General features: G+C 52.8%; 9 protein-coding genes. All 9 read right to left on the reverse strand.

Annotated features, from left to right (window positions below; genetic code table 11):
- Positions 1–5 precede the first annotated feature (5 nt).
- Positions 6–1,133: a hypothetical protein gene (locus tag IPI29_05490; protein MBK7411989.1), complete on the reverse strand. Its 1,128-nt coding sequence runs from the start codon at positions 1,131–1,133 to the stop codon at positions 6–8.
- A gap of 72 nt (positions 1,134–1,205) precedes the next feature.
- Positions 1,206–2,030, reverse strand: coding sequence for a hypothetical protein (locus tag IPI29_05495; protein ID MBK7411990.1), 825 nt, complete (start codon positions 2,028–2,030; stop codon positions 1,206–1,208).
- Positions 2,027–3,358, reverse strand: coding sequence for a hypothetical protein (locus IPI29_05500; protein MBK7411991.1), 1,332 nt, complete (start codon positions 3,356–3,358; stop codon positions 2,027–2,029). Before IPI29_05500 ends, IPI29_05495 begins: the two co-directional genes overlap by 4 nt.
- Positions 3,342–5,450 carry a hypothetical protein gene (locus tag IPI29_05505; GenBank protein ID MBK7411992.1) on the reverse strand — a complete coding sequence of 703 codons (2,109 nt, stop codon included), beginning with the start codon at positions 5,448–5,450 and terminating at the stop codon, positions 3,342–3,344. Before IPI29_05505 ends, IPI29_05500 begins: the two co-directional genes overlap by 17 nt.
- A gap of 5 nt (positions 5,451–5,455) precedes the next feature.
- Positions 5,456–7,531 carry a hypothetical protein gene (locus tag IPI29_05510; GenBank protein MBK7411993.1) on the reverse strand — a complete coding sequence of 692 codons (2,076 nt, stop codon included), beginning with the start codon at positions 7,529–7,531 and terminating at the stop codon, positions 5,456–5,458.
- The gene (locus IPI29_05515) at positions 7,528–7,908 is read right to left on the reverse strand and encodes a hypothetical protein (GenBank protein ID MBK7411994.1); all 381 of its coding nucleotides are present in this window, start codon (positions 7,906–7,908) and stop codon (positions 7,528–7,530) included. Before IPI29_05515 ends, IPI29_05510 begins: the two co-directional genes overlap by 4 nt.
- A 5-nt stretch (positions 7,909–7,913) precedes the next feature.
- Positions 7,914–9,311, reverse strand: coding sequence for a hypothetical protein (locus tag IPI29_05520; GenBank protein ID MBK7411995.1), 1,398 nt, complete (start codon positions 9,309–9,311; stop codon positions 7,914–7,916).
- Complete coding sequence (locus IPI29_05525) at positions 9,311–11,566, reverse strand: hypothetical protein (protein MBK7411996.1); 2,256 nt, start codon at positions 11,564–11,566, stop codon at positions 9,311–9,313. The genes IPI29_05520 and IPI29_05525 overlap by 1 nt, the downstream gene beginning before the upstream one ends.
- A complete protein-coding gene (locus tag IPI29_05530) occupies positions 11,563–20,628 on the reverse strand; it encodes a hypothetical protein (protein ID MBK7411997.1) in 9,066 nt (3,021 codons plus the stop codon). The genes IPI29_05525 and IPI29_05530 overlap by 4 nt, the downstream gene beginning before the upstream one ends.
- Positions 20,629–20,639: the final 11 nt, after the last annotated feature.

Here is a 20,639-nt window from a genome sequence, read left to right on the forward strand (position 1 = left end):
CTCGATTAGTGCCCGTAGCAAATCCACTTCGTGCCGTTCCAAACCCAGAAATCTGCTTTCTTGTCGTGCCAGACACATTGTTCAATGTTGTTTCCACCGATAAGTACCTCTTCTGTTCCACCGTATTCTACGGCAAAGATTTGCCCTACAACACGTCCGTTCTCGAGACCGACGTTATATCCCCTTCGCGGTATGGGAAAATTGCATTCCACATACATATAGGCGCTTAGGTTAGTAGGGACGATCTTGTTCCCGGCCGTGATCGTATGCCTTCCAGACGTGAGTCCAATGGTGGAGCTGTTCACGTTGGAAGTCATCACCCAGCGTTGCTCTGCCGTTGAGTACGTGAATGTTGATGTACCGCGGGGACGAATTGACAGGTTACCCACCGAACTGGTTTTGAATCGACACGTATCAGTCGAATTCGCTGATTCGTTTACGATCACTATGTTTCGTGACGTGGCATTGTAGAGTTGGATCATCTTCCCGCTTCGCCCGCCAACAAGCCCCGTGAGATTTATGTCAGAAGCCAGGTTTGTTGCGATCCGAACGAATCCGATCTTGTTTGTATTCCCGAAGTCTACGTTATGGTTGTTGACTCCAAGCGCACCGGTGAAACTCAGCTCGCGTACACCAAAGTCTCCATTGATATCAAGCGTTGCCTGAGGAGTGCTGGTGCCTACGCCTACGTTGCCCCCTTCAAAAGTTACGAGAGGGCTGGAAGATGCAGGGCTACGCGTTACGCTTAGAACCGGACCTGTGCCTGAGGACGCAATTGTGAGCTTCGTCTCCAATGTATCCCACAACATCTGTGAAGAGCCTCGCAGGGTTGTTCCATCCGCATCCAGATATCCGATCTGCTGCGGAGCAAGATCGAGTATGGGAATCGGGGAAAATGTCAGCAGCTGGGTATTCCTATTAAAGATGAGTGCCTGCTGCGTTGGTCCGGCTGAGGGCCAGGTGCTTGGAAACACGAGAGAGTACGAGGTACTCAAGGCCGACGGATTTAACGTAGCCGTGTTTCCCGATGTGCTTTCTTCCAACCGAATGGAACCAAAGGTCTCAACCGATTGACCGAGCATGAAAGCCGGAGTAGTCAGCAATACTGCTACAAAGACAAAGATGCGCTTCATGCAATTCCCTTCAAATTTTACTAGAGTAAATATACCTAGTTCTTGTGGAAAAGTCACACAAAAAATACCTCGTCATGTGCCAACCCTCCAAATCACTCCGCCGCGCACCAAAAGACTGTTCCACGCCGTGGGATCGGAGACAACAGGTGTGGCCCCCTGAATGATCAAAAATGGAGAAATCAGCTGACTGGTATATCCAAAGAGTCCTGTCATAATGTCAGTTCCAAAACCGATCTGGAATCCCACCCTCGGTCTCATGTCAGGACTAGTAGGGTATTTAATGCTGGTATTGGGGAATCCTGGCTCCTCCCCCGTTTCTACGCCATCCGGCAAGGTTTCGTGTTGCCACACATAAGAATTCGTGCTCAAAGGCAAGTCTAGAAATGGGCCACCCAACACAAAGAACCCCCTGCTTCCGATGCTGTATTTTGCATTCAGCATGATTGAGCCATAAAGAGTGGAGGCGTTCGATTCAAATGTTGCGTTGTACGTGTAGACGCCGTCTGATACGGGCGCTACTGATGAACTCGATGAGTATCGATAATCCACGCCAAGGTTGAGCATGATTCCAAGGGGGCTTCTGTACGCTCTGTATTCCAGACTTGGCAAGAAGGCAATGCCGTAACCAAATCCACCCTGAGTCTGAGCGATAGCTTTCGGGGAATCAGGAGCTGTACCACCGATGTACTGAACCGTCAACGTGCCAAATCCGAGAGCATAGTGACCTGAGATCGAAGCACCCAACCACCACTCTTCTTTGATGATCAAACTGTCGAGTGGCAGTTCCACTCCTTCCGTAGACGAGCCGGATACAAGCTGTGCAAAAGCCTCTCCAGCCAAAGGCATCGTGAAAACGATGACGGCAATAAGGAGACGATATCTGAAGCCTAGCTTCATCGGATGAGTTGCCCCTTAAGCACTACGCGAGACTGCTCTTGAATCGAAACGTCGTTAATGGGAATCGCTATCAGAACGATGTTATAGAGTCCTTGTGAGGCAACCGCCGGAGCTTTGAAGTAGGCTCTATAGGCAACTCCCTTGGGATACTCTTTATCGATGATAGGACGACCTGCTTCATCAACGAGGTTTGCGATCAATCTGCCCCCTAGATCAAAGACACTTCCTGTAAGACGAACTCGATCATCAATGTTGAATCGAACAGCAGTACCATTGGAGAAAGGATTCTCTAGAAGTACTGCATTTGAGATGATGGCATTAGGAACACGAATGAAGATCGTGTCGATGGCAACAGTATCACCGCCATAATACGATTGAAACTCCCCCATCAATCGATAGGCATACTGTTCGCGTCGGAACTGAACCGAATCGAGATAGCCGTTTCGAGATTGAGGTCGAAGACATCTGCAGGACTTTAGGGACGCGTCTACGTTATAGTTGAGTCTCGGTATGGGTTGAAAATTCAGAACCGTAGGATCTCGTTGGTTCACTAGAGTCTTCTCAATCCAATAGCCTTTATAGCAGTGCTCATCGGTCACATCAAAACCAAGTTCAACTTGTAGGTCACCGATGTAGACGCCTCGAAAATCGAATACCCCGTTACAGGAATCGGGCGGAGGGGGCTCTGAAATGTATTGCACATTAGAGCCGAATGGCACGTTGTCATGTTTCACATACCAAACATTGCGTGTTAAGCCAACACCAGTTACGCTGTCATGATCGGCCTTGAATGCCATCGCGAGTTGACGTTCATCGGAAATGAACGTAACCGTGTCGCTGAGAAATGATCCGTCATTTGTAGAGAGAGTGAATCTCCCGATAAGAACGGAGTCTCCGACATTTGCGATCCGTACGCAGTCGCTCACCGAGTCTGGACACAGCAGCATTACACTCATTCGCTGCGCAAACACTTCCGGCTCCAAGTGATAGACTGAGGAGTTGGAAGCGAGATACGGGCCCATCGGTGTTAGCTGCGATGAAGGATTCTCATAGGAAAAGGTATGCACAGCCGGGTCGATCCCACCAGTCAATGACAGACTTGGGACTTCAATGCGGAACGTACCATTGGCAACAAAGTCCCATTGCGGATCCAATTTCTTTAACCAGATCTCAAATGTTGTGGTATCGGGACGAGGATCGAGTAACGGACGAAGAATGACGTTACCCAATGGTGTCTGTGCGAAGATGGGTCCACACCAAGACGCAGCGATCATCACAAGGATAAGCGCGACAATCTTGGAATGCGAACGGTCAACGAGGGACAACACTATTGTCTCTCAGGCGATTGTTCCAAGAATAGTTCCAGTCAAGCGTTGACACTACGCCGTCGAGATTTGTGTCAAAGATGCTGTATTGGTCGATGAGCTGACGGTTGACCCAAATACGGTCCATATCGCCACGGTCAATCCCTTCGGCAACCCTGATATCTGAATCGCCACCGTCAGTATTTCCCGCCGCAAGTCCAAAGAACCTTCTGCCTTCATAGGTAGAGATCAAACGCAATGATGCTGCGCCCCCTACCATCCCAGTGCCTTTTGTGAAGTCAACAGTTGTACGAACATTTGATCGGTCTACGAGGACCGGATCTTCAGTGATAACTGAAAGGTGATTACGATGCCGAACAGCTAGGTGATAGAAACCAGCTGAGATGCCGGAAATGATCTTCGGGCGAAGTGTCTGTGGGTCAAGAAGTTTTCCGTCCTTTGTCAGCAAAACGGTTTCTATCAATACGGGGGCACCGTTGGAGAAAGCGTCGTTACGGAACTCAACAGTCACCCAATCGACAATGCTATCACCAACGGCGATGGCAGTATCTCCGACCAACACATTATCGAGAGAATACGGATAGATACGAGGCGCTACCTCAGGAACTAGTCCGAGCTGAGCAAGATCCGTGGACATCGTTGGAGCAACGGAGTCGCCTGTTGCACGCATGGCACCTTCTAGAATCACTCGGGCATTCAAGACCCAGATCGGACCTGTGGAGAGACCAATGGCATAGTCGCCACTGGCGCGGATGAACTGTGACGAAGAATACTGCCACATGGAGAATTGATCATTACTGCGCGTGGTTGGTGTGCGTGAGAAACCGTACGGCTGATAACTGCCATCGAAGTACCGCAGGAGAACAAGTTGGTCTTCGCGTCCGCGGAGTACTGGAATCGTCTCGATGACTGATGGCGGTTCGAAGGTGGTATCGTTGCGTGCCCTCCAGCCCCATTCCATTGTAAGATCGTATGAGCTGTCCGGAACAACTTGTCCAACTGCCGTCAATGCGGTGAACTGCATAAAGCGGTCCACTTTGAAGAGAATGTCATCCAAAGGAAGTGGCGTATTCTTCGGCTTCATCCTCAATCGAAGGTTGCGTACAGCTCCTTGATCGATAGCCCGAGGGAACTTGAGTGAAGCGAATTCATGGTTCATTCGCATCGACCGGCCTATCACGACATTTGTACGCTCCATTGTTCCATTGATCTCAGGCCAACGCGGACCATATACCGGATCCTTCTGCGAGGTATAGAAGAGTGTATGCCGAAGACTGTCACTCTCTTCTGTGTACAGATGTGCATTGATGATGAGTGAGTCATTCACCCAACCATCTCGCGTGAGGACCACTCCAGCACGTGCATCTTGAACGAGATGAGCTGTTGCTGTCTGCGAGCGCATGAATTCAGGACCTGTTCGGATCAAGGAATCACCATAGTACCGCAGGTTGATCCGTTGATCGATAGAGAGCTCATCGTTGAGTGACCCACCTGCTTGACGCCACACCCAGGTATCGCGTTGCATTGCGAGGTTGTCCTGAGACGTTACATTGAGCTGACCTTGCTGAAGGTCGAGACCTTCAACGATGCGCAGGCCGATGCCTCTCGTAACAACAGCACCGCTATCATTGATCAATTCAAGAATTGGGATCGTACCACGTCCGGCAATGTCCTGCAAAGAATCACCACGCAATTTCATCGTTCCGTCTCTACGCCCGGGATTGATAAGCCCTTCATGCCGAAGGGTTCCGTTTGTCTCTATCCACGTTAGTGGCGACACTTCAAACACCACAGTGGTATCGGCAGACCAGAACAACCGTGTGGAAACAACAGGGCGAACTGGATCAAGGATCATCTTGCGAGACCGACCGCTGAATCTCACTTCCTCATAGGTGGTATGGGCCACGATCTGAGTATCAGCATTGTTGCGCAGATACTCAACTACGCCCTTGATCGTGTCCTGGGAGATCTTGGCATCTCCATAAATTTTCACGGTGCCGGAATTGTGGATCACGCCGTCGCTCATGAGCACACTTGGTTGCTGGGCAACGGCGAGGCTGCACGCAAACACAACAACAACAATATAGGTGAGCACCGTCTTCAAGGAATACCGATCTGTAGAACACCACCGTTATGTGCGGTAGCACCTGGCGTGAGTGAGAGATTCGGCGTGATGAAGGTTGACCCTTGGTAGACCACCAGGCCTCCATCAAGCGGTGAAGCGGTAAGATCCTGGGCTGAAACCGGCAACAACGTGGCTCCGGCCCTATTCGCTACGAGAGCTACCTTGCTATCCGGGACGAGAGAGAATGTATTGAACGTTCCCGTGCTACCAAAGAGCAACGCTGTGTTGGGACTCGAGCCAAGGACTACGTTGGTTGCGAGACTATCTGCGAATGCTTCAGGGATTGCGTAATTGTCACTTGCACGTACATATCCCGTGTGTACCGTAAATCCATCAATGATGACTCGATCGATCGGCTCCGGCTCACGTGCTTCGTCCCATGTGAACGGGTTACTCCAACGCCCAGTTGCAACGGCCTTGAGTACATCTCGACTCGCTCGTAGCAAGAGATCATTGCCATTATCAAGACGCAGGTTGTCAGCTCCTACATCCTGAATTCCAAAGAGTTCCACATAGCCCAAACCGGGGCCGCCGTTGGTTGGTGTGCGGACATACGTAGGTGGAACTGTTGGAGTGAGTTTGATCGCCCGTTCGTTTGGAATACCGTATGCATTATAAAGCTTCATCAGACGTTCGGCGGTCTCCGGAGCCCACGTTGCAGGAATGTCCGTGGCCTTATATGCTGCACGTACCGTGGCTTTCCATTGGCCGAGGTATGTTACCGTGATCTTCCGGAAGACGTCTGTTGTGGAGTCGTATGCATTAGGACGAGTGATTGGACGAATGTCCATTGTGAGTTCCTGAGGTACAGTTACGTACTTCATGAACGTATGCTCGTTATTATAGCGGTAAGGCACATTCGTGTCTGCGCTGGCAAGCACACGTCGGAATGCGCCTACAACCTCAGCATCGTCATAGTAGTACGCTTCACCTAACGTAAGACTCATTCTGTGCGGAACGATCACCACGTCTGTATCATGCACGGATAATGTTGAGGCGACAAACACATCACCGTTCGACGTCTTCGTGCTCCGTGCTGTACGAAGATGACCATATGGATTGCTTGCAGATGTTGCCTGCATTACCTGTGGCTGTTGCAGGCCATCATAGTTCACGGTTGATGACGTGTCAAAGACAGCGTTGGTAAAGGACGGTAATTGATTGATGTAGAGTCCCAATACATCAAGACGTGTCGAGTCTCCCATGAAAAATTGGGCACTATCACTTGCACGCAGGTATAGGTTGGCAGTTGCCCTTACAATCACAGTATCGGCATCATCAGGGATCACGAACTGGCCATAAACAACTTCGACGTCAGCATTCAATTCGCTGATATCCCAACCAGTAGTAAGCGATCCTTTACTGCGAATTCGTACTGGAGCTCGAGTAAAAGACCTAGACCCCCAATACATGTCTCCATCAACGAGGAACTCACTCTGCGGATCACTATTGAACACACCTTCCATACGCACTTCATCACTGTCTCGCACTAACTTTGGCGAAAAGAGCAATGACAAATTGTTATAGCGATTCACGGTGCCGCTCAACCCGTTCTCCTGTGTAACTACCTGCTGTGCGGTTCCATCGTAAATGAATGTTCCACGATAGGTTCGTGGACCGCTCAACGAGATCACATAGTCCTTCCCAACAAAGACCGAATCTGGGATCAGCTTTGCAGCAGAGTCCGCCACCTCAAGATCCGTATAGTACCGTGCCTGAACACTTTGCGAATCGAGTGTGCGTTTGTACCGAACGAGACCAGGGACACGCCATGAACGGTCCTGGCCAAACGCGGTTGACAACGATGGATACCCATCAAGATCCGTGAACATGTTGTTCGCACCAGCGAACTCCACAACATTATTTGTGAATTCAGTATAGGCCGCAGCGTTTTTGAATTTTCCTGTATCGCTCTTGAAACGGATCGTACCTGTATTTCGCACAGTACCCGTTCCGCGATTCTCGAGATGTTGCGCTAAGGCAACATTCCCCACCGTCGAGGTGAGGAACACTGCTACAACGATCACGATATGAGATGGAAAGGGGCTCATGGTTGGCCGATGTTGATCTCCCCGTCATTATTGAGATCGCCATCATTGTAGATCGTTCCATAGACATTCATCACACCGGGGTCATACCTCCAGCATACTCCGTCCAAACCGATCGTCAGGTTCTGGGTGACAGTAACAAGGCAGTCTTTGAGCATATAGATACCACCAAAGAAGATCCTCACGTCTCCATTGAACACCACTTGAGCAGAATCAGCAACTCTGATCGTGCCTTCTCGATTTTCCGTCAGACCATTGACCTGAACAAGGGCCTTCTCCATGATATGGATAGTAGCCCCTCTATTAACAAGAGTCTGCGCATAGGTAGACGACCCTGCAATAAGGAGGAGGATAGGTATGATGGTAGTGAATCGCTTCATGCTTTTTAGTTGTTTCGACGAGCAACTTCAAGCCAGGTAGTCGTACCAGCGTCCCATACGAACGTAATGGTATCGTTATTCTGAGGTAGGAAGTTACCAGAGAGTTGAAACTCGTCCGGTGCTCCGCCACCATCTATGAATTCTACTCCATTCCCAGGAGCAACGGCTATTGTTCGCACAACAAGAACCTGTCCATTAAGCACACCCACTGCTGGTGTGAATGTCACGGTTCTAGCGCCTGGTGCTCCGTTAGAAGTTAACCGTAGGTATGTCGTTCCCGCTGCAACGACCACGACTTGATTGTCGGCGTTGACATTTACGTCTTGGACTCCAGTGGCACCACCATCTGATTGCCATTCAAGTGTAGCATCTGTTCCGGCAACAGCAGTGATCTTCAACACCTGGCCCACAGTTCCAACAGCCGTTGGCAGTGTGTAGACGTTATCGGCAGCCATGACACCTGCTCTGAACGCCGCAAAGTTTGCACCGGCCGCAGGATAGGTTGCTGTAGCGTTAGGCTCAAGGAAGATCAAACGCGATGCAGTGCTGTTCGCATTTGTGAGCAGGACATCTGCATTGTGAAAGAAAGCAGAATTGCCGGCTGTCACGGAGAAAGCCGTTAGCGTGCCAGACCAGATCATTGTGTTCCCACTATTGACCGTTAGACTTCTACCGCCAAGCACAACGCTGTTTGCACCAACTACTGAGTGACTGTTTCCAGTCAAAACCAAACTCGCATCTCCACCCACGGTGTTTGTGGTACCGGCAATCACTCCAGATCCCGCACCTGTCACCGAATTGGTACTACCCACCAACACAAAGGATGAAGCCCCGGACACGGTGTTTGCAGTTCCATTGACAATTGTTGAATAATCGGCAGTACTCGTGTTTGTTAAGCCCCCTAACGAGAGCGAGTAGTTTCCGGAAGCCGTGTTGTTTGATCCACTGAGGATTCCTGAATACTGTCCGGTAGCCGTTTGAGCAGCAAGTGCACGTCTGCCTTGTGCATCAAATGCACCTAGGCCCGGAACTCCCTGTACGCCTGAAATGAACGGCGTTCGGCGTCGGATATTCAGAGAGGCTGCTGTCTCTTCTTCGAAGACACTTGCATTCGACAAACTTGGCGCAACGGTCCACGAAAGCGTTGCCGTGGTTCCGGCTACTGCGGAGACTTGAAGTACAGCATTCACCGCTGGAGCAGCAACGGCCGGAAGCAAGACGGTATAACTCACAAGTTGTGTCGCGGCATCTTGTGGAGCAATAAGAACTGTATTCTTCGTGCCCCCGGCAACACCCCCATCGTTGAGGATGAGATTGCGGCCGCTCAGGTCACCAAGCTGTTGTGCCTGTAAGGACATGATCGCACAAAGGAGCGTGATCGCTATGGTTAGGATATTCCTCATCAATTCGTCATCCGTGTTGCCTTGATATACGAACCTTGAAGGATCCGTACTTGATTGCCGGCAGTGGTAGTACCCACCTGCATTTGAAGTGTACCATTGAGAGCACCAACAACAATCAGCCCCTTGACATGAACCGACATGTCCGTGCCAAATGCCGTTTGGTTCGTTGGGATGTCCGTTATTGCCGTTCCACTTCCAGAGACCGAAACAGGTGCGACACTTGCTCCTCCCACTCCAAACGCACTCCATCGGATAGAGACCGTGTTTGTTGTGACAAATGCGATCTGCATATCCGCACCGGCATTGAGACCGTCGTAGGCGATCAATGCCTCAAACTCGTATACTCTTCCGGCAACGAGGTTCGCGAGAGCCAGATCTGTGACGTTGGCAAGTGGCACCGCGTTGAATGTCTGATCGGCTGTAACATATGCAAATTCAGGAGCAGGAGCAGGGGGCTCCGGGGACCACGCAAGGGTTGCCGTGGTACCAGCGATTGACTGAATGCGAAGTGCTGCACCTGTAACCCCGAGGACTGCTGGAAGTATGTAGTCGTGTGTTGTTACAACGGCAGGTGCGGCCATAGACAACGTCCCCGACGTAGATCCTACGAACGTAAGTGATCCACTAAGTCGAGCGTTGTACATATAGGTGGTATTGAGGTTGGATGATCCAACCAGTTCCGGAGCAAGAAGCACCGGTTGATCAGCAATCGTTGATCCGAGATATACATCACTATTGTTCTCGCTTGAAACGACGAGCGGATAGAGTGTGCCGGTTACCCCACTTGTAGAGAGTCGTCCGGCAATTCCAACGGATCCAACAGCCGCCGTGGCATTCACATCACTTCGCAAACCATAGGACGTTGCTCCCGATGCACGCGAAAAGAGCTCGGCGCCAATTCTAGTTCGCGCACCAACTGAAGTACCTACACTAACGCCAACTCCAGAACCGGTTGAATTTGGCGTTACATTCAATCCAGTAGAACTCATCGTAACATCAATACCGGTACTTGGAGGATTGAATGTGGCCACTCCCCCGATGCGGATACCTGTTCCTGTTCCTGCCGCTGCTGTACCGATCAGTACACCTGCATCGTCGGAGCCTGTTGCTCCGATGTTCCGGACGACCAGACCGCTCGATGTGGTAGTTGCTGTCATGTCGATATCGATCGCACGTCCGGATGCTGCCGTGATGTTCGTAACCAGCATGCGTGAGTTTGCCAACGGTGTTAACGTACCGGAGGTGATAGATCCATCAGCGCTAACAGCAAACGGCTGATTCCCACCAGCAGCGGCATAACGGAGGAAATATCGACTACCTGCACCGGAAGGTATGTCGGCCGCATTGAAAGCTGCAACATTGTTCAATGTTCCAGATGGGGTACCCATGTGGAAGCCGAACAGATCGGTTACGGTGCCGTTACCGGGCAACTCTGCACGGAAATGATAGAGTGTGCCAACAGTATTGTTCGCAGAACTTGACGAACGTTCTGACCAATATCCGGTAACAGTTCCGATAGTGGATGTATTTGTTGCTACCCACTGGTAATAGTCACCAACAAGGTTTGCATAGGTATGCCCGGCACCACGCTGCATCGACTGTTGTGTCCAATTGCTATACAACGTACCAATCTGCGCCGCTCCACCCGGTCCGCCGGCTCCCCAATCAATGGAATTGATGAAGCCCCTTGTATTATCCTGTGGAATGGCAAAACCACCAGTGTTTTGGAAATTCATTCCGACCCTAAGGGCGGAATATGACCCGTCGAGACTCGTCGGACGTGTTATATCAGTAGCTTCATTGAACTCTTGGTTCACGCGAACCCGGATCTCATTACTAGACCTCAAGATCAGATCAACTGCATCTGTCGTACCGAGGAAATTCGTTGCATCTAGTGTACCGGCATTGCCTGTTAGTAACCAATTGTTACCTGCAGACCACTGAGGCAGACCGCCCACGATCGTCAAGACCGTATTGTCTGCACCCGGTGTGAGCCAAGACAACGTTGAGGCATCCCCAGTAACACTACTACTGAGAAGCGAGCCCGTCACGCCAACATTCGATGGAAGGATCAGGTACCAAGGAGTTGCCGGAGGAACGGCCGCATTTGGCAGGAGCGATGTCCTCCCGTTCGTTGGATTGCGAAGTACAAGCGAATCGGTGAGAGTGCCTTGCGCAACAACATCGGTTGCACCATTCACGAAGAGCACGAATGCCACCAAGAGGAGAAGACAATATCGTGAAGTTGTCATCATGGATTAATGATCATCCAGTGCAGACTAAAGGTTGCGTCAACAGTTGCTGATGTTACCACCGTGATCTGATTTGCAGCAGCGTCGACATTCGTGATCATCGCATGGACAGCAGCACCGTTAGGACCGAACACTGTGACATTGATGGTTGCACCAGCAAGAAGATCGAATGCACCGGTACTGATCACATGCGTCGCACTTGAACCAGCCGGTGTAAAGATACCTCTTCCGATTCCGAGGATTTGAAGAGCATCAGCAGCTGATCGTCTACGGACATCGCCGGTATTATCTGCTGTAAGAACACCTTCCGCTACTACAGCGTCAGGTGAAATCGCTGCAAGTGATCCTGCACGGATGTTCTCAACACCAGGAGTACCATTAACTGCAAAGATCCCTGTTCCGGAAGGAGTGACTGTGACCGAGTTATTCACCCCACCGCTAATGACAAGGGGCTGATTTGCTCCCCCATTTGCTGTAAAGGCAAGATCGGAAGCGTTCAAATTGACAAAGCGGTTCACAAGGAACGGGTTGTCTGTGGCCAATACACCACCCAAACGATATGCGCCGGCAGTGAAGACAACACCTTCAAGAGCGGTTCCCGATGCTGTTGAACGCCGCACCTGATTTCCTGCGGTGATCGTCAAGAATTCGATCGGCGCTGCATCAACGGCAATGTTATTGAGCACGAGGTTATTCGTGTTCACACCTACGTCCAGTGTGATCGGATTCACGCCGCTCGCATTGACCGTTACTGCTCCGCCAGTAGCCGTGCTTCCAATTGTTGTTGCAGCAGCTCCTGTCGTGTTGATCGTTGCTGCACCTGTGACACTTGTTGGACCGGTCATTGTGATCGTTCCGGTTCCGGCTGTTGTCATCGCCACGCCGCTGTTGGCTCCGCCTGTGACGAGCATCGTTGTGCTGGCCCCGCCGTTCGATGTGAACGAGAGGTTTGATGCATCGATATTGACAAAGCGACTTGTCAAGAACGGATTGGCAACATTCGTTGTGCCGCCAAGACGATATGCGCCGGCCGAGAAGACAAGGCCTTCAAGGGCGGTTCCCGATGCTGTTGAACGCCGCACCTGATTTCCTGCGGTGATCGTCAAGAATTCGATCGGCGCTGCATCAACGGCAATGTTATTGAGCACGAGGTTATTCGTGTTCACACCTACGTCCAGTGTGATCGGATTCACGCCGCTCGTATTGACCGTTACTGCTCCGCCAGTAGCCGTGCTTCCAATTGTTGTTGCAGCAGCTCCTGTCGTGTTGATCGTCGTTGCACCCGTGACACTTGTTGGACCGGTCATCGTGATCGTGCCCGCACCGGCTGTTGTCATCGCCACGCCGCTGTTGGCTCCGCCTGTGACGAGCATCGTTGTGCTGGCCCCGCCGTTCGATGTGAACGAGAGGTTCGAGGCATCGATGTTCACAAAGCGACTTGTCAAGAACGGATTGGCAACATTCGTTGTGCCGCCAAGACGATACGCGCCGGCCGAGAAGACAAGACCTTCAAGGGCGGTTCCGCTCATCGAAGAACGACGTACTTCATTCGTTGCGGTGATCGTCAGGATCTCCGTTGGCGCTGCATCAGCGTCAACACCACCAAGAACGATGTTGCCAGTTGTGCCGGCGTTGAGTGTCACCGTTGTTGCGCCAACACCTGTGTTACCAAGCGTTGTGTTTGCGGTTCCGGTCGTGTTGATCGTCGTTGCACCCGTGACACTTGTTGGACCGGTCATTGTGATCGTGCCTGCACCGGCTGTGGTCATCGCTACGCCGCTGTTGGCTCCGCCCGTGACAAGCATCGTTGTGCTGGCCCCGCCGTTCGATGTGAACGAGAGGTTTGATGCATCGATATTGACAAAGCGACTTGTCAAGAACGGATTGGCAACATTCGTTGTGCCGCCAAGACGATACGCGCCGGCCGAGAAGACAAGACCTTCAAGGGCGGTTCCGCTCATCGAAGAACGACGTACTTCATTCGTGGCTGTGATCGTCAGGATCTCCGTTGGCGCAGCATCAGCGTCAACACCACCAAGAACGATGTTGCCAGTCGTTCCGGCGTTGAGTGTCACCGTTGTTGCGCCAACACCTGTGTTGCCAAGCGTTGTGTTTGCAGTACCGGTAGTGTTGATCGTCGTTGCACCCGTGACACTTGTTGGACCGGTCATTGTGATCGTTCCGGTTCCTGCTGTTGTCATCGCCACGCCGCTGTTGGCTCCGCCTGTGACGAGCATCGTTGTGCTGGCCCCGCCGTTCGATGTGAACGAGAGGTTCGAGGCGTCGATGTTCACGAAACGGTTCGTCAGGAATGGATTGGCAACATTCGTTGTGCCGCCAAGACGATACGCGCCGGCCGAGAAGACAAGACCTTCAAGGGCGGTTCCGCTCATCGAAGAACGACGTACTTCATTCGTTGCTGTGATCGTCAGGATCTCCGTTGGCGCTGCATCAGCGTCAACACCACCAAGAACGATGTTGCCCGTTGTGCCGGCGTTGAGTGTCACCGTCGTTGCGCCAACACCTGTGTTACCAAGCGTTGAGTTGGCAGTTCCGGTCGTATTGACGTTCGTCGTACCCGTCAGACCGATCGTTCCGGTTCCGGCCGTGGTCATCGCCACGCCGCTGTTGGCTCCGCCCGTGACAAGCATCGTTGTGCTGGCCCCGCCGTTCGATGTGAACGAGAGGTTCGAGGCATCGATGTTCACAAAGCGACTTGTCAAGAACGGATTGGCAACATTCGTTGTGCCGCCAAGACGATACGCGCCGGCCGAGAAGACAAGACCTTCAAGGGCGGTTCCGCTCATCGAAGAACGACGTACTTCATTCGTTGCTGTGATCGTCAGGATCTCCGTTGGCGCTGCATCAGCGTCAACACCACCAAGAACGATGTTGCCAGTTGTGCCGGCGTTGAGTGTCACCGTTGTTGCGCCAACACCTGTGTTACCAAGCGTTGTGTTTGCGGTTCCGGTCGTGTTGATCGTCGTTGCACCCGTGACACTTGTTGGACCGGTCATTGTGATCGTTCCGGTTCCGGCCGTGGTCATCGCCACGCCGCTGTTGGCTCCGCCCGTGACAAGCATCGTTGTGCTGGCCCCGCCGTTCGATGTGAACGAGAGGTTCGAGGCGTCGATGTTCACAAAGCGACTTGTCAAGAACGGATTGGCAACATTCGTTGTGCCGCCAAGACGATACGCGCCGGCCGAGAAGACAAGACCTTCAAGGGCGGTTCCGCTCATCGAAGAACGACGTACTTCATTCGTTGCTGTGATCGTCAGGATCTCCGTTGGCGCTGCATCAGCGTCAACACCACCAAGAACGATGTTGCCAGTTGTGCCGGCGTTGAGTGTCACCGTTGTTGCGCCAACACCTGTGTTACCAAGCGTTGTGTTTGCGGTTCCGGTCGTGTTGATCGTCGTTGCACCCGTGACACTTGTTGGACCGGTCATTGTGATCGTGCCTGCACCGGCTGTGGTCATCGCTACGCCGCTGTTGGCTCCGCCCGTGACAAGCATCGTTGTGCTGGCCCCGCCGTTCGATGTGAACGAGAGGTTTGATGCATCGATATTGACAAAGCGACTTGTCAAGAACGGATTGGCAACATTCGTTGTGCCGCCAAGACGATACGCGCCGGCCGAGAAGACAAGACCTTCAAGGGCGGTTCCGCTCATCGAAGAACGACGTACTTCATTCGTTGCTGTGATCGTCAGGATCTCCGTTGGCGCTGCATCAGCGTCAACACCACCAAGAACGATGTTGCCAGTTGTGCCGGCGTTGAGTGTCACCGTTGTTGCGCCAACACCTGTGTTACCAAGCGTTGTGTTTGCAGTTCCGGTCGTATTGACGTTCGTCGTACCCGTCACACCGATCGTTCCGGTTCCGGCCGTGGTCATCGCTACGCCGCTGTTGGCTCCGCCTGTGACGAGCATCGTTGTGCTGGCCCCACCGTTCGATGTGAACGAGAGATTCGAGGCGTCGATGTTCACGAAACGGTTCGTCAGGAACGGATTAGCAACATTCGTTGTGCCGCCAAGACGATATGCGCCGGCCGAGAAGACAAGGCCTTCAAGGGCGGTTCCGCTCATCGAAGAACGACGTACTTCATTCGTGGCTGTGATCGTCAGGATCTCCGTTGGCGCTGCATCAGCGTCAACACCACCAAGAACGATGTTGCCAGTTGTGCCGGCGTTGAGTGTCACCGTTGTTGCGCCAACACCTGTGTTACCAAGCGTTGTGTTTGCAGTTCCGGTCGTATTGACGTTCGTCGTACCCGTCACACCGATCGTTCCGGTTCCGGCCGTGGTCATCGCTACGCCGCTGTTGGCTCCGCCTGTGACGAGCATCGTTGTGCTGGCCCCACCGTTCGATGTGAACGAGAGGTTCGAGGCGTCGATGTTCACAAAGCGATTCGTCAGGAATGGATTCGTTGTGGCATTGATGCCGCCAAGACGATACGCGCCCGCTGTGAAGACGACACCTTCAAGAGCTGTGGTGCCAAGTGTCGAGCGGCGGACTTCATTTGTTGCTGTGATCGTCAGGATCTCCGTTGGCGCAGCATCAGCATCTACACCGCCGAGGACAATGTTGCCTGTTGTGCCCGCATTGAGTGTCACCGTCGTTGCGCCAACACCTGTGTTACCAAGCGTTGTGTTTGCGGTGCCTGTAGTGTTGATCGTCGTAGCGCCGGTAACATCCGTAGGACCCGTCATTGTGATCGTGCCTGCACCGGCCGTTGTCATCGCCACGCCGCTGTTGGCTCCGCCAGTGACGAGCATCGTTGTGCTGGCCCCGCCGTTCGATGTGAACGAGAGGTTCGAGGCATCGATGTTCACAAAGCGATTCGTCAGGAATGGATTCGTTGTGGCATTGATGCCGCCAAGACGATACGCGCCCGCTGTGAAGACGACACCTTCGAGAGCTGTGGTGCCAAGTGTCGAACGGCGGACTTCATTCGTGGCGGTGATCGTCAGGATCTCCGTCGGCGCTGCATCAGCGTCAACACCGCCAAGAACGATGTTGCCAGTCGTTCCGGCGTTGAGTGTCACCGTCGTTGCGCCTACGCCTGTGTTACCAAGCGTTGTGTTTGCAGTTCCGGTTGTATTAACGTTCGTCGTACCCGTCAGACCGATCGTTCCGGTTCCGGCCGTGGTCATCGCCACGCCACTGTTGGCTCCGCCCGTGACAAGCATCGTTGTGCTGGCCCCGCCGTTCGATGTGAACGAGAGGTTGGAGGCATCGATATTGACAAAGCGACTTGTCAAGAACGGATTGGCAACATTCGTTGTGCCGCCAAGACGATACGCGCCGGCCGAGAAGACAAGGCCTTCAAGAGCAGTACCTGTCAAAGTCGAGCGGCGGACTTCATTCGTGGCGGTGATCGTCAGGATCTCCGTTGGCGCAGCATCAGCATCTACACCACCAAGAACGATGTTGCCAGTCGTTCCGGCGTTGAGTGTAATCGTTGTTGCGCCTACGCCTGTGTTACCAAGCGTTGTGTTTGCGGTGCCCGTAGTGTTGATCGTCGTTGCGCCGGTAACATCCGTAGGACCCGTCATTGTGATCGTGCCTGCACCGGCTGTTGTCATCGCTACGCCGCTGTTGGCTCCGCCCGTGACAAGCATCGTTGTGCTGGCCCCGCCGTTCGATGTGAACGAGAGGTTTGATGCATCGATATTGACAAAGCGACTTGTCAAGAACGGATTGGCAACATTCGTTGTGCCGCCAAGACGATATGCGCCCGCTGTGAAGACGACACCTTCAAGAGCTGTGGTGCCAAGTGTCGAGCGGCGGACTTCATTCGTTGCTGTGATCGTCAGGATCTCCGTCGGCGCTGCATCAGCGTCAACACCACCAAGAACGATGTTGCCAGTCGTTCCGGCGTTGAGTGTCACCGTCGTTGCGCCAACACCTGTGTTACCAAGCGTTGTGTTTGCGGTGCCTGTGGTGTTGATCGTCGTTGCACCGGTAACATCCGTAGGACCGGTCATTGTGATCGTGCCTGCACCGGCCGTGGTCATCGCCACGCCGCTGTTGGCACCGCCCGTGACGAGCATCGTTGTGCTGGCCCCACCGTTCGATGTGAACGAGAGGTTCGAGGCGTCGATGTTCACAAAGCGATTCGTCAGGAATGGATTCGTTGTGGCATTGATGCCGCCAAGACGATACGCGCCCGCTGTGAAGACGACACCTTCAAGAGCTGTGGTGCCAAGTGTCGAGCGGCGGACTTCATTTGTTGCTGTGATCGTCAGGATCTCCGTTGGCGCAGCATCAGCATCTACACCGCCGAGGACAATGTTGCCAGTCGTGCCGGCATTGAGTGTAATCGTTGTTGCGCCTACGCCTGTGTTACCGATCGTTGTGTTGGCAGTACCGGTTGTATTAACGTTCGTGGTACCCGTCAGACCGATCGTTCCGGTTCCTGCGGTTGTCATCGCCACACCGCTGTTGGCTCCGCCCGTGACAAGCATCGTTGTGCTGGCCCCACCGTTCGATGTGAACGAGAGGTTCGAGGCGTCGATATTGACAAAGCGACTTGTCAAGAACGGATTGGCAACATTCGTTGTGCCGCCAAGACGATATGCGCCGGCCGAGAAGACAAGGCCTTCAAGAGCAGTTCCGCTCATCGAAGAACGACGTACTTCATTTGTTGCTGTGATCGTCAGGATCTCCGTTGGCGCAGCATCAGCATCTACACCGCCGAGGACAATGTTGCCAGTCGTGCCGGCATTGAGTGTAATCGTTGTTGCGCCTACACCTGTGTTACCGATCGTTGTGTTGGCAGTACCGGTTGTATTAACGTTCGTCGTACCCGTCAGACCGATCGTTCCGGTTCCTGCGGTTGTCATCGCCACACCGCTGTTGGCTCCGCCCGTGACAAGCATCGTTGTGCTGGCCCCACCGTTCGATGTGAACGAGAGGTTCGAGCCGTCGATGTTCACAAAGCGACTTGTCAAGAACGGATTGGCAACATTCGTTGTGCCGCCAAGACGATATGCGCCGGCCGAGAAGACAAGGCCTTCAAGGGCGGTTCCGCTCATCGAAGAACGGCGTACCTGGTTACCAGCTGTGATCGTCAAGAATTCTGTTGGCGCTGCATCTGCATCAACACCACCCAAGACGATATCACCGGTCGTGCCGGCATTGAGTGTCACCGTTGTTGCGCCAACACCTGTGTTACCAAGCGTTGTGTTTGCGGTGCCTGTAGTGTTGATCGTCGTAGCGCCGGTAACATCCGTAGGACCCGTCATTGTGATCGTGCCTGCACCGGCCGTTGTCATCGCCACGCCGCTGTTGGCGCCGCCCGTGACGAGCATCGTTGTGCTGGCCCCGCCGTTCGATGTGAACGAGAGGTTCGAGGCGTCGATGTTCACAAAGCGATTCGTCAGGAATGGATTCGTTGTGGCATTGATGCCGCCAAGACGATACGCGCCCGCTGTGAAGACGACACCTTCGAGAGCTGTGGTGCCAAGTGTCGAACGGCGGACTTCATTCGTGGCGGTGATCGTCAGGATCTCCGTTGGCGCTGCATCAGCGTCTACACCACCAAGAACGATGTTGCCTGTTGTGCCCGCATTGAGTGTCACCGTTGTTGCGCCAACGCCTGTGTTACCGATCGTTGTGTTGGCAGTACCGGTTGTATTAACGTTTGTCGTGCCTGTAAGACCGATCGTTCCGGTTCCTGCCGTGGTCATGGCCACGCCACTGTTAGCGCCACCTGTAATCAGCATCGTTGTGCTGGCCCCACCGTTCGATGTGAACGAGAGGTTTGAAGCATCGATATTGACAAAGCGATTAACAAGGAACGGATTTTCGGTCACGAGTACACCACCAAGGCGGTAGGCGTTAGCTGTGAACGTAATACCTTCTTGCGCTCCTGGGCCAACAACAACGGAGCGGCGCACCTGATTCGACGCATTGATGGTCAAGAATTCAGCAGGAGCACCATCACTTGCAATGTTGTTGAAGACCAAGTTGTTTGTATTGACACCAACATCTATCGTGATCGGATTAACACCACTCGAACGAAGATCTACGGCACCACCAGTGACAACATTGCCTATTGTGGTTGTGGCTGCGCCCGTAGTGTTGATCGTGGTATTGCCTGTAACACTCGTTGGACCTGTCAGTGTGATAGAGCCGGTACCGGCAGTAGTCATGGCAACACCACTATTGGCACCGCCCGTTAGAAGCATCGTAGTGCTTGCTCCCCCATTCGATGTGAATGAGAGATTCGAAGCATCCATATTGATGTAGCGATTCACAAGGAATGGATTCGCTGCGTTTCCTGTGCCTCCAAGTCGATATGCTCCTGCGGAATACACGATCCCTTCAAGAGCTGAACCAGATAACGTTGAACGTCGCACTTGACTACCCGCGGTGATGGTCAAGAACTCTGTTGGAGCGGCATCCACGTCCACACCGCCAAGAACAATGTCGCCTGTTGCACCTGCATTCAACGTCACTGTTGACGCACCTGCCCCCGCGTTGCCGATCGTCGTGTTAGCCGTACCAACGGTGTTAATAAGTGCAACTCCTTCAGCATTGAGTGCACCTGTAAGATTAAGGCTTACGTTGTTTCCGGCCGTACCAACATCGAAGGATGAATTGTTGAGCGTGATCCGTCTGTTGGCTGCCGCCACAGGGCCGATATACAGATCTATGCTTCCCGGTGTTGCGTTGGAGGTTGAAAGATTGAGCGGGATGTTCGCCGCTGTTGGCCCAATGAAACTTGCCGCTGTTGCTGTTGCATTCCCATCAAGACGCCAGAACAGATTATCATAGTTAGCCCACGAGAGAACACCAGCTGGGGTACTCGTAAGGAAATTGTCTGTTGGATTGGTTGGATAGGCTGAAGGCCAGGTATACGTAAAGTTCGAGAGAATACCATTTGGTGCACGATGCTCAATGAGGTTCGTGTTGTTGTTCGATATAAGCTGCAACGAACGTGTCCTTACCGGCAACTGAGCGAATGCATCCACACTACCAAGTGCAATTGCACATAGCAGGAGGATACACAAGATCATTGTGTATTGGTAAGGGGCTTTATGGTTCGTCGAGATCGTCATTGTGTTTTTTC

The organism is Ignavibacteria bacterium, from assembly GCA_016707005.1.
Classification (GTDB): Bacteria; Bacteroidota; Ignavibacteria; order Kapaibacteriales; family Kapaibacteriaceae; genus UBA10438.